The sequence below is a fragment of the Streptomyces blattellae genome, from assembly GCF_009709555.1.
Lineage (GTDB): Bacteria > Actinomycetota > Actinomycetes > Streptomycetales > Streptomycetaceae > Streptomyces > Streptomyces blattellae.
In genome coordinates this window covers 1-11,801 of sequence record NZ_WJBG01000246.1, presented here as the reverse complement: position 1 = coordinate 11,801, position 11,801 = coordinate 1, and the positions used below count along the sequence as shown (strand labels likewise).

Genomic DNA, 11,801 nt, shown 5'->3' with positions numbered 1-11,801 from the left:
GGCTCCCGGCCCCGGCCGCAGGGACCTTGATCACCGGCGCATGACGCGCTGCCGTTCATCCGACCCTCGGCCGGGGCCCGCCTCCCGGCACCGGTCGCCGGGAGCCAGGTCATGACCTCCGCCTACGACCTCGGCCCCGCCCACCCCGAGGCCTGCTGAGCCGACGAGCAGGCCGACCTCGACGTTCTGCGCGACCACGCCCTCGTGACCGACACCGGTCGCCCGCATGACCTCCACCGGAGCCGACCCCCGCTCACGGCGACATGACCCGCCCTGGAGCCGCTCCCCATCCACGCGCTGCGCGACCACGCCCTCGCAGCCGACACCGGTCGCCCACATGACCTCCACCGGAGCCGACCCCCGCTCACGGCGACGGACCCGCACCGGAGCCGCTCCCCATCCATGCTCGCGCGACCACACCCTCGCAGCCGACACCGGTCGCCCACATGACCAACCACCGGAGCCGACCCCCGCTCACGGCGACGGACCCGCACCGGAGCCGGGTCATGTCGCCCGCACCGGAGGTGCTTCGCATCCGTCACGCGCATGGTGCCCGCACCTACCGGCCGGCGACTGGCCGGGCGACGGCGGGTGCTCAGATCTCCGGTGTGTCCCAGATGCCGGCGAAGTCGAGTCCCAGGCCCGAGTCGGCGGTGATCGTCTGCTCGGCCCAGATGGTCTTGCCGTTGCGGTGGTACCGGCTCCCCCACCGTTTGGCGAGTTGGGCCACCAGGAAGAGGCCGCGCCCTCCCTCGTCGCCGGCCCGCGCCCGGATCAGCCGTGGCTGGGTGTTGCTGGAGTCCGAGACCTCGCACACCAGGGTCTTGTCGTCATGGAAGAGGCGCAGTCCCACGGTGCCGTCCGCGTAGCGCATCGCGTTGGTGACCAGTTCACTCACGATCAGTTCGGTGGTGAAGCCGAGGTCGTCCAGCCCCCAGTCGGCGAGCTGGCGGGCGACGACTTTGCGGGCGTCGGCCACCCGGGAGGGGTCGGGGGGAAACTGCCAGTCCGCGGTGTCGGCGGCCGGAAGCACGTGGGTACGGGCCAGGAGAAGCGCCATGTCGTCGCGGGGTGGCCCTTCGGACGCCGCGGACACGACGTCGTGGGCGATGTCCTCAAGGCCTCGTGCGCTGCTGCAGAGGGACGAAAGCGAGTCCAGGAGGTCCTGAGTCCGCTCGTCGAGATGGTCCGAGGCTCGTTCCACGAGGCCGTCGGTGTAGAGGGCGAGGGTGCTGCCGGGCTCGATGCGGACCGTGGTGACCTCGAACGGCATGCCGCCCACGCCCAGCGGGGGACCCGGGCTGACCTCGATCAGCCGGGCGGTGCCGTCGGGCGGGATCACGGCGGGGGGCGGATGCCCGGCGTTGGCCAGTGCGCACGTGCCGGCGATGGGGTCGTAGAGCGCGTACAAGCAGGTGGCGCCGATCGAGTCCCGGTCCTCGGGAGCGGATTCGTCGGCGAGTTGCTGCACGAGGTCGTCCAGGTGGATGAGGAGTTCTCCGGGCTCCAGTTCCAGCTCGGCCAGCGTGCGGATGGCGGTCCGCAGACGCCCCATCGTGGCCGCGGCGTGCAGGCCGTGGCCCACGACGTCACCCACGACGAAGGCGACCCGCAACGACGACAGGGCGATGACGTCGAACCAGTCGCCACTGATGTCCGCCCCACCGCCCGCGGGCACGTAGTGGCCGGCCGACTCCGCCGCTGTGGCGCGTGTGGTCGCATGGGGAAGCAGGCGCTGTTGCAGCGCGACCGCCGCCCGGCGCTCCCGTGTGTACCTGCGGGCGTTGTCCACGCTCAGCGCCGCACGCGAGGCGATGTCGAACAGGAGATCGGCGTCCCCCCGCTGGAACACCTCGGGCCGTTCGGTCCGCCACGCCGAGACGAAACCCAGCAGCAGGCCGCGCGCGAACAACGGCGAGATGACCAACGAATGCCCCTTCTCGGGCAGCAGCGCGCGGATCGCTTCCGGGTCTCCGAGCGACTCCTCCATCTCTTGCCGTGAAGTCTTCAGGACGGTGTCGCCGTGCAGCGCCGCCCGCCGCGCCTGTGGCACGTCCGGGGGCGGCGGGATGACACCGCCCACCTGGATGAGCTCGGCGGGCCAGGGACCACCGGCGGAGACCGCCGCCACGCGCCGCATCCGCCACTGCCCGCTCGGGAAGACACCTTTTGCGGGTTCGTCGCCTTCGAGTACGACCTCGCCGATGTCCACCGAAGCCATGTCCGCGAAGGTCGGTACGAGCACGTCCGCGATGTCCTTGGCGGTACGGGCCACGTCCAGGGAGGCACCGATGCGGACCGACGCGTCATGGCGCACCGCGGCGCGCTGCATGGCCCGCCGCTGCTCCGTGTCGTCGGTGACGAGTGCCGCCACGCCGGTCGGACGGCCGGCGGCGTCCTCCAGGCGGACAACGGATGCCGACAGATAGCGCTCCTGAGCGGACGTACCGGTCGGGCGCATCCGCATCTGTCCCCCGACCAGTGGAACTCCGGTCTCCAGTACCTGGCGCAGGTGGGTCTCGGCCGCCTCCGCGTCCTCCGCGCGCACCACGTCACGCAGGCGGCAACCCGCGCGCAGGGTCGGCAACCCGGCCGACCCCACCAGGCTGTTCGCGCGTACGACGCCCAGTTCGGGGTCGAAGAGCACGACCCCCAGCCGGTCCTGGCCGAGCAGGGAGGTCAGGAAGCTCGATCCCTGCTCGGCGACGGTCCCGCCCGGCGTCCCGCCCGGCGCGGGGGGCGACAGCAGAACGGCCTCGGAAGAACCGTCCATGCCGTCCACGCGTACCGTACGGACCACGAGTTCGACGGGCGGTCCGGATCTGCGCCGAAACAGCCGCCGCCCGGCGGCGGAACCGGTCGCTGTCTCCGCTCTCCACTGCGATGGATCGACGAGCAGTTGCGACACAGGCCGGCCACAGGCCTCCCGCGCCGCATGTCCCAGCAGGTGAGCGGCCGTGTCCGACCACAGCCTGACGATCCCCGCATCGTCCAGCAGCACGACGGCGACCTCGTCGAGCGCAGCGCCCTCGCCACCCTCGCCCAGGATTGCCATGAACACCTCACCTACGCAACGGCGCATATATCCACATCGCTTCGGCCTATAATGCCACCTTCTGTCTTCCGTCGTCGGTCAGTCAATGAACCCGGCGCAGTCCGGGTTCGCCGCGGGCCGGGCGAGCCCGTCGGGGTTACACCGACGGGCAGCGCCGCGGAAGGTCTTGGCCGTGGATCCGGAATCGGGAGCGGTTTCGGGCTCAGGTCGATTCACGGATTCGGGCGTTTCACCGGCGGGCCGTACAGCGAACGCATACGTTCGTTCAGATGGGCTGCCGCGCGTTCGCCGTTGTCGACGGAGTTGTTCGTCCCGGAGAGCGCGAGGTATTCGCCGGCGAGCTGGATGACGTCATCCTCGGCCAGGGTGCGGCGGATATTCGCCACCGTGTCGTAGAACCCACGGTATCGCGCGTTCGTCGCGAAGCCCCATCGTACGACATGGACGAACTCCAACTCGGCGGAAAGGCCGGGTATGACCGTCTCCATCTCCTTTATCATTTCGGGAATCAATTCGTCGTCGGGACGTTCGAGTATTCCCTTGCTGTATTCACTGACCCAGTGACCGGAGATCACGGCCCCGCCGGGCGGAACCGAATCGGGCATCGACTGGGAGTCGACGACGGTGATGCCGAGGCCCATGCCTGCGGCGCGGGGCACGGGAATGAGGGTCGGCACATCCGCCGGCAGGCGGCGCAACGCGAAGATCCCCTTCAGCACGCTCTTGTGGCGGACCGACTGGATCAGTTCGCGCTGCTGGTCGGACAGGTCGTGGTAGACCGGCAGCAGGTCCTGTCCGTTCATGGCGAGAACGGCGCCGCGCGTGGTGAGCGTGTGCTCGCCCTCGCTGTCTTTCCATACGGTGCGAACGCCACCGTCGACATGCCGGACGTCCTGGACGGTGGCTCCGGTGCGCACGTCGACGAAGGACGCCAGCCGTTTGGCCAGGAAGTCGATGCCGCGCGGATACTGCATCGGCCCGCCGCCGAGCTTGCTGAGCGAGAGGAACAGGTCGACGACCGACATGTCAGTCGTTTCGCCCAGGTAGAGCGCGCGGAGGAACGGATCCAGCACGTAGTCGAGAATCTCCTGGTTGAGCCTGCGAAGTGCGTATGAGGCAACGGATTCGTTGTCGAGTCGTGCCGCCGCCTGATACGTCTTGTCATTCGCCAGTTGGCGGCGCCAGCGCCGCAGATCCACCGCGAGGCGAGGCATCAGCAATTTGCTGCGGAAGGAGAGCAGATCCGTGCCCACCAGGTCCAGGAGTGCGCCGGGGCCGGATCGGCGGACGAGGAAGCGCATCCGACCGTCACGCGGCATGCCCACGGTGACGGCCAGCGGCTTGAACGGTTTCCCGAGACCGGCGTCCTCCGTCAACTTGACGATATTGGTGAAGGATTCCGGCAGCATCGTAGCCCCGCGGTTGAGCACGTACCCGTCGCGCTCGACGGTGGACATCCGCCCGCCGACCGCCTCCGCCGCTTCGAGAACGGTCACACTCCAGCCCTGCTCGTGAAGGCGGAAGGCCGCCGCGAGGCCGGCGATTCCTCCGCCCACGACCACGATGTCGGAGTCGTGTTCAGGACGCACATCGTCTGTCGTCTCACTGGCAGATCGCTGCGAGGTATTCATGGTGTCGCCTTTCGTCAGACAGCGTCGCCGCGCGACGACAGAACCCGGCTGGGGAGGATGGGCAGGTTGCGGTGGCGTACGCCGGTCGCGTGCCAGACGGCGTTGGCGATCGCCGCGGCCGGCCCGACGTTCCCGAGTTCGCCGATGCCCTTGAACCCGACCGGGTCATCCGGGTCCGGGGCTTCGTCCACCCACGTCGCCTCCACCGACGGGACGTCGGCGTGCGCGGCGATGTGGTAGTTCGCGAAGTCGGCTCCGACGAGGCAGCCCGTGGACTGGTCCACGATCGCCTGTTCGTGCAGGGCCATGGAGATGCCCCAGATCATGCCGCCGATGAGCTGGGACCGAGCCGTCAACGGGTTCACGATCGGGCCCGCGGCGAAGACACCGAGCATGCGCCGCACCCGCACCTCGCCGGTGGTGGTGTCCACCGCGGCCTCGGCGAAGTGCGCTCCATAGGTGTGCCGTTCCTTCGGCGCGCTCTGCATGAGGCCGACGACGGCGGCGGTGGTGTCCGACCTGGCGGTGATGCCCTCGGGCGGGATGATCACGCCGGGGGTGAGCATGTCCCGCAGCTCATCGACCGCGATCTTGATCGCCCAGCCCCAGGAGCGCGTCCCCGTCGAACCGAGGGCGATGACCGCCGGAGGCAGGGAGCTGTCCCCGATGCGGATCCGGACCCGGTCCGGCACGACTTCGAGGGCGTCGGCGGCGATCATCGCGAGCGTGGTCCGCGCGCCGGTGCCGATGTCGGCCGCGCCGATCCGGACGGTGAAGGTCCCGTCCGCCTCCGCGGTCACGGCCGCCGTGGACGGCACGGACATCACGAGGTGGGTCGCCGCCGCGGTGCCCGTGCCGATCAGCCAGCGCCCGTCCCGGCGTATGCCGGGACGGGGGTCGCGGTCGTTCCACCCGAACCGCCGTGCCCCTTCGCGGAAGCAGGCGACCACGTTGCGGCTGCTGAAGGGCAGCCCGGACACCGGTCCCCGTTCGGGCTCGTTGCGGACGCGCAGCTCGATCGGGTCGATGCCGCTCTTCTCCGCGAGTTCGTCGAGTGCGCACTCCAGCGCGAACGCCCCCGGTGTCTCGCCCGGCGAGCGCATGAACGACGGGGTCGGCACGTCGAGCCGGACGATCTCGTTGGAGGTGTGGTGGGCGTCCGCGTCGTACATCACCCGGGCCACGGCGGTGGTCGGCTCGGCGAAGTCGTACGTGGTCGAGGTCATGGCGACCGCCCGGTGGCTCAGTGCCCGCAGCCGCCCCCCGGCGTCCGCGCCGAGCCGGACGCGCTGGACGGTGGCGCTGCGATAGCCCGTGAGCGAGAACATCTGGCGGCGGGTGAGGACCACGCGGACCGGGCGTCGCAGAACGGTCGCGGCCATCACGGCGGCGACCTGGTGCACGCTGATCTGCCCCTTGCCGCCGAAGCCGCCGCCGACGTGCTCGGCGCGTACCCGCACGACGCCCGGGTCGAGCGAGAACAGCTGCGCGAGGAGCTGCGCGATGTAGCCGCTGCCCTGGTTGGCGTCGACGACCTCAAGTATGCCGTCGTGCCATCGGGCCACGGCCGCGTGCGGCTCCATCGGGTTGTGGTGCTCCTGCGGGGTGGTGTACTCCGCGTCCACGACGAAGCTCGACGCCGCGAGTTCGGCGTCCAGGTCTCCCTTCTGGGTCACTCCCGGCCCGCTCACCTGGCTGTCCAGCGGGACGGCGTCCGGACGCTCGCCGGAGAGCCGGATGTCGTGGGGCTCGGTCTCGTAGTGCACCACGAGTGCCTCGGCGGCTTCCCTGGCCTGTTCGGAGGTCTCGGCGACGACCAGCGCCACCGGCCAGCCCGCGCAGGGAACCCGGTCGTCCTGGAACAGCGCGACCAGGGAGTCCGGAGGGGTGCCCAGCAGCGGGATGACGAAGCCGGCGTCGATGGGCAGGGCGTTGCCGTGGTGGAAGACCTCCAGCACGCCCGGCATCTTCAGGACGTCCGCGGTCCGCACCGAACGGATGCGGCCACGAGCGACGGTGGACAGCACCAGCCAGCCGTGCGCCAGATCGGGGAAGGGGACCTCGCCCGCGTAGCGGGCCGCTCCGGTCACCTTTTCCCGGCCCTCCAGACGGACCTTCGCGGTGCCGACGGATGCGGTGACTTCCCTTCCTGCGGTGACAGTCATCGGGTCCCCTCCTGGGCCAGGGTGGCGAGTTCGGACACCACGAGGTTGCGGATCAGCGTCACCTTGTAGGCGTTGTCGGCCAGCGGCCTCGCCGCGGCGAGTTCGGCGTCGGCTGCCGCGGCGAAGGCGTCCGCGTCCGCGGGGCCACCCGCCAGCAGCCGCTCGGCCGCGCGGGCACGCCACGGCCGCGACGCCACCGCTCCGAAGGCCAGGCGCACGTCGTGGACGATGCCGTCCCGGACGTCGAGCGCGGCGGCGATCGAGCCGATCGCGAAGGCGTACGAGGCACGCTCGCGCACCTTGCGGTAGCGGGAGTGCGCGGCGACCGCGACCGGCGGCAGCACGACGCCGGTGATCAGCGCGCCCGGCGGCAGGGCCGTCTCCCGATGCGGGCTGTCGCCGACCGGGAGATAGAAGTCGGCGAGCGGCAACTCGCCCGGTCCTTCGGCCGTCTCGTACTCCACGATCGCGTCGAAGGCGGTCAACGCGACACCCATGTCCGAGGGGTGCGTGGCGACACAATGGGCCGAGGCGCCCAGGATCGCGTGGTTGTGGTGCTCGCCCGTGATGGCGGGGCACCCGCTGCCCGGGACGCGCTTGTTGCATGGCTTGGAAAGGTCCGCGAAGTAGGCGCACCGCGTGCGCTGCAGCAGGTTCCCACCGACCGTGGCCATGTTGCGCAGTTGCCCGGAGGCACCGGCCAACACCGCCTGTGCCAGTGCCGGGTAGCGCCTGCGGACCTCCGGATGAGCCGCCAGATCGCTGTTGGTCACGGTCGCGCCGAGGCGTAGCCCGCCGTCCCCGGTCGGCTCGATCCGGTCGAGGGGCAGCCGCCGGATGTCGATGAGCCGGGCGGGTCGTTCGACGCCGGTCTTCATGAGGTCGACGAGGTTGGTGCCGCCGCCCAGGAAGCGAGCCTCGGGGTCGGCGGACAGCAGTGCGACAGCGCCCCGGACGTCTCCCGCGCGCTGGTACTGGAATTCCTTCACCGTATCGACCCCTCGTCCTGAGCGCTCACGGCGGATGCCTGGTCCGGGGCTTGAGCCGCCCGGGCGACCGCGTCGACGATGGCCACGTACGCGCCGCAGCGGCACAGGTTGCCGCTCATCCGCTCCCGGATCTCCTCCGCCGTCAGTGCGGGCGCTCCCGCCTCCGGCCGGACATCACCGGTCACCGCGCTCGGCCAGCCCTCCGCATGCTCGGCGAGCACTCCGACGGCCGAGCAGATCTGTCCCGGGGTGCAGTAACCGCACTGGTAGCCGTCCAGATCGAGGAACGCCTGCTGCACCGGGTGCAGCCGGTCGTCCTCCGCGAGGCCCTCGACCGTGGTGATCTCACGGTCCTCGGCCGCCATCGCAAGCTGCAGGCAGGACACGACCCGTCGCCCGTCGATCAAGACCGTGCACGCCCCGCACTGGCCCTGGTCGCAACCCTTCTTGGTCCCGGTCAGATCCAGCCGCTCCCGCAACGCGTCGAGCAAGGTCGTGCGATGGTCGACGGGCAAGGTGTGTTTTTCACCGTTGACATTCAAAGTGATGACGCTGGACGTCGTTGTCATGCGCTTCTCTCTCCCTGCGTATGGACAGAAACCGGGAAAACACTACCGGTCGAAAGATCCCGACATGGCGGCTCCACATCGATTGGGGCCCCCACGGCTTTATTCCGTCAGCGCACTCTCCCTCCTCGGCGAGGGCGGCTGCTCTGCCGCCGGACCGTGCAGTGAACGCAAGCGTTCACCAAGGTTGGCTGCCGCATGGTCCAGGGGGCCGCGGATATTGACCACTGTGTCGTAGAACCCGCGGTATCGTGCATTCGTCGCGAAACCCGCGACCCTTGCCATACAGCGCGAAAAACGCCACCGTCGAGATGTCTGAACATCCCGAACGGTGGCGCTGATGTGCACGTCGACGAACACCGCCAAATGTCTCGCCAGGAAATCGTTGCCTCTCGTCTGGCGGTTTGAGCTCGTCTGGCAGTTGGAACGGATTATCCAGACAGGACGTCTTTCCGCCCACGCCACGATGTCACTGGGCGCGGCTGCTCCATGACATGGGAGGGCTGTGCGGGGAAACGCAGATGTGAAGCGGCTCATCGCGTAACTCACCTGTTCGTTCAGGCGTCGTGGGTTCAGCGGATGTCTACGGGCCTTCCCTGCCGTGATCTCGCAGCCCGGCCATTCCTGATGTGTGCCGCCGCCCGGGTGGGGAGGTCCGGATCGGCGGCGAGCGGTAACAGCGCCCGGGGCGTCCCCCGCGCGCTGCTACTCGGATTCCTTCGCCCTCTCGACTCCTCATGCCGGCGACGGAGAGGGGTGCCTCGTGGGGCTCTTCGGTCGTGCGGTTCGCTCAGTCGGTCATCAGCGCCCTCTCCCCCTCAACGAGCGCGGTGCGGAACGCGGTGGCGAGCACGGCCCGGTCCCCGGAGAGACTGAAGAGCCGGGCGTGCTCGGCCAGCGCGCTGACACCACCGGATCCCCAGCCGGGGACGGCGAGATACTCCGTGCCCGCCGCCCGCACGGCCGCGAGGAATCGTTGGTGCACCTTGTCGATGTCGGGATGGGCCACGTCGCCTTCGAGCCCCATGTCCTGGGCGAGATCGAACGCGCCGAACAGCAGGCCGTCCAGGCCCGACTCACGGGCGATGGCCTCGACGTTCTCCATACCGTCGGCGTCCTCGATGACCCCGAAGGCGAAAACGTCGGCGTCGGCACGCCGGCGATCGGCCGGCCAGTCCGGGCTGTGGTGACCGAACGCGCGGGTGGACGCACACGCTCCCCGGGTACCGGTCGGGCCGAACCGTGTCGCTTCGGCGATCGCAGCCGCCTCGGCGACGGTACGGACGTGCGGCGCGATGATCCCGGCGGCGCCCGTGTCCAGTACTCGCTGGATGAAGCTCGCCGAGTGGTCCGGCACACGAACGATCGCGTCGATGCCCGATGCGTCCGCGGCACGGACGACCTCGCCGATGTCCCGGAGGTCCATCGTGCCGTGTTCGGCGTCGAGCCAGACGAAGTCGGCGCCCGCATACCCGGCGATCTCCGCGATGTCCGGGCTCGGCAACTGGAGCCTGATGCCGAATGCCCGGCCGCCTTCCTCCAGCTTGCTCCTGATCCGACGATGGGGCTTGCGCATACCCGACTCCTTCAGCAGGGCGCCGCGTTCAGTTGATCTCGGAGTGGGTCCCGATGCGGTGCCACGTCCGGTTGACGTACACCAGCCCGTCGCTGGAGGCCAACGTGTCGAACGACTCCGGCTGCACGCTGGATTCGAGGGCCTCGGCCACGATCACCGTCGAGCCGCCGACCTCCATACGGTTCTGGACGCGCGCGCGGATCCAGACCGGCGCCTCCGTGAAAACGGGTTCACCCGTCGCCAGCCGTTCCCAGCGGGCCGTATCGGCGAACCTGTCGATACCGCTCGTGGCACCCAACTGTGCCAAATCGATACTGCCGGCATTGAGCAGGTGAATGACGACCGTCTCCGCCTCCCTGAGCGTGGGCGTGCTGGAGGAGAGAGCGGACAGCGAGAACATGATCAGGGGCGGCTCGGCGCTGACCGGCGACACCGACGTCGCGGTCAGCGCCACCGGACCGGCGCCGGCGTCGGCCGTGATCAGCGACACCCCGCCCGGGTAGAGGCGGAACGCCATCTTGAAGGCATCCGCGGGCAGTACGGGAATCGGCTCGGCCACGGCCACGCCGTGTGCGCTCAGGTCGTCGCTGTGGGGGGAATACGCATTCATGTCCCTACCTTTGATTTCTGATCGTAAGAAACGTGCGCGGCGGGGCCGTTCAGCCCTGCCCCACGGTGGCCATGTAGTCGACGGCCGCGCGGCGCCAGCTGAGGTTGACATGGTTCGAGGCCATCTCCACGTCGCGCTTGGCGATGGAGACCGGGTGCTTGGGGTTGCCTCCCTTGGCACCGACGAGGGCAGCGATCCGCTGGACGTTGCGCAGCGCGATGCGGGTGACGAGCGCGTTGTCGCGCGTGTCACGTATCAGCTCGGCGGGGGTCGTGGTCTGGTGTGCGGTGTTCCGCCGGGAAGCCTCCAGGCTGCGCTGGTCGACCAGCATGCGCGCCATCTCCAGCTCGCCGGCGGCCTCCGCGAACTCGGTCGCGACGTACTCCTGGTCGGCGAGCTTGGTGACGCCGCCCACGGCGCTGGCGACGCGGGTGGCCGACGCGGCCGTCTCGGCGAAGTGGTCGGCGGCGCCCAGCGCGGCGCCGACAGCGACGGCCGAGAACGGGAACCGGCCCGCCGCGGGCCAGGACGACCACAGCGAGTCGAACGTGGGGTGCAGGGAGCGCCGCTCCTCAGTCATCCGGCCGATGTCGCGCATCGGCAGGACCCGGCGATCGGGGACGAACACGTCTTCGAAGGCCATCGACCGGCTGCCGGTCCCCCGCAGACCTGTCGGGAACCAGTCGTCGATCGTCACGCCTTCCTTCTGGTCGACGAGGAACATGTGCCCTTCGCCGTTCTCCCCCGCGGGCGCATTGCACATCAGCCACTGGGAGAAGTCCGAACCGCTGCAGAACCCCCACTGGCCGGTCAGCCGGTAGCCGCCCGGCACCCGCTCCGCCTTGGCCTTCGGGTTCAGGTTGATGTTTCCGGCGATCGTCGCGTACGGGTCCTCTCCCCACATCTCGTCCTGCGCCTCCTCCGGGAAGGCGAAGCCGACGACGCTGCTGGCGCTCAGGATGGAGAAGACCCAGGCGGTGGAGCCACAGCCGCGGGCGAGCGTCAGGGTCACCATCGCGTGCTCATGATCGGTGAGCTCCAGGCCCTCGTATTTCTTGGGCCTGAGGATATGGAGGAGGCCGGCGTCCTGCATCCGCCGGTGGATGTCGTCCGAGATGCGTCGCGACTCGTCGGTCTCGGCGGCTCGTTCGCGGAGCAGGGGCACCAGATCCTCGGCCGCGCGCATGATGTCGTCCGCGGTCAGGGAGG

The 11,801-nt window shown here is 69.7% G+C and carries 9 protein-coding genes; all 9 read right to left on the bottom strand.

Annotated elements, in window-relative coordinates; translation table 11 throughout:
• Positions 1-30: 30 nt before the first annotated feature.
• Positions 31-384: a hypothetical protein gene (locus tag GFH49_RS36385; protein ID WP_155060338.1), complete on the bottom strand. Its 354-nt coding sequence runs from the start codon at positions 382-384 to the stop codon at positions 31-33.
• 211 nt (positions 385-595) lie between these two features.
• The gene (locus GFH49_RS36380) at positions 596-3,055 is read right to left on the bottom strand and encodes a SpoIIE family protein phosphatase (RefSeq protein ID WP_155060337.1); all 2,460 of its coding nucleotides are present in this window, start codon (positions 3,053-3,055) and stop codon (positions 596-598) included.
• 212 nt (positions 3,056-3,267) lie between these two features.
• Entirely contained in the window at positions 3,268-4,686 is a 1,419-nt protein-coding gene (locus tag GFH49_RS36375; protein WP_155060336.1) for a protoporphyrinogen/coproporphyrinogen oxidase, read from the bottom strand.
• A 14-nt stretch (positions 4,687-4,700) separates the two neighbouring features.
• Entirely contained in the window at positions 4,701-6,851 is a 2,151-nt protein-coding gene (locus GFH49_RS36370; protein ID WP_155060335.1) for a xanthine dehydrogenase family protein molybdopterin-binding subunit, read from the bottom strand.
• Positions 6,848-7,840, bottom strand: a complete 993-nt coding sequence (locus GFH49_RS36365) for an FAD binding domain-containing protein (RefSeq protein WP_155060334.1) — start codon at positions 7,838-7,840, stop codon at positions 6,848-6,850. Before GFH49_RS36365 ends, GFH49_RS36370 begins: the two co-directional genes overlap by 4 nt.
• Entirely contained in the window at positions 7,837-8,409 is a 573-nt protein-coding gene (locus GFH49_RS36360) for a (2Fe-2S)-binding protein (protein WP_155060333.1), read from the bottom strand. The genes GFH49_RS36365 and GFH49_RS36360 overlap by 4 nt, the downstream gene beginning before the upstream one ends.
• Positions 8,410-9,196: 787 nt before the next feature.
• Entirely contained in the window at positions 9,197-9,982 is a 786-nt protein-coding gene (locus GFH49_RS36355) for an HpcH/HpaI aldolase family protein (protein ID WP_155060332.1), read from the bottom strand.
• A 28-nt stretch (positions 9,983-10,010) separates the two neighbouring features.
• Positions 10,011-10,592: a flavin reductase family protein gene (locus GFH49_RS36350; protein ID WP_155060331.1), complete on the bottom strand. Its 582-nt coding sequence runs from the start codon at positions 10,590-10,592 to the stop codon at positions 10,011-10,013.
• 49 nt (positions 10,593-10,641) lie between these two features.
• On the bottom strand, positions 10,642-11,801 hold a 1,160-nt coding region (locus GFH49_RS36345; protein WP_155060330.1), incomplete at its 5' end, for an acyl-CoA dehydrogenase family protein.

Excerpts from the sequence above, each read along its gene's own strand:
- GFH49_RS36380 (WP_155060337.1), bottom strand. The coding sequence starts at position 3,055 with ATGGCAATCCTGGGCGAGGGTGGCGAGGGCGCTGCGCTCGACGAGGTC.
- GFH49_RS36375 (WP_155060336.1), bottom strand. The coding sequence starts at position 4,686 with ATGAATACCTCGCAGCGATCTGCCAGTGAGACGACAGACGATGTGCGT.
- GFH49_RS36370 (WP_155060335.1), bottom strand. The coding sequence starts at position 6,851 with ATGACTGTCACCGCAGGAAGGGAAGTCACCGCATCCGTCGGCACCGCG.
- GFH49_RS36360 (WP_155060333.1), bottom strand. The coding sequence starts at position 8,409 with ATGACAACGACGTCCAGCGTCATCACTTTGAATGTCAACGGTGAAAAA.
- GFH49_RS36355 (WP_155060332.1), bottom strand. The coding sequence starts at position 9,982 with ATGCGCAAGCCCCATCGTCGGATCAGGAGCAAGCTGGAGGAAGGCGGC.
- GFH49_RS36350 (WP_155060331.1), bottom strand. The coding sequence starts at position 10,592 with ATGAATGCGTATTCCCCCCACAGCGACGACCTGAGCGCACACGGCGTG.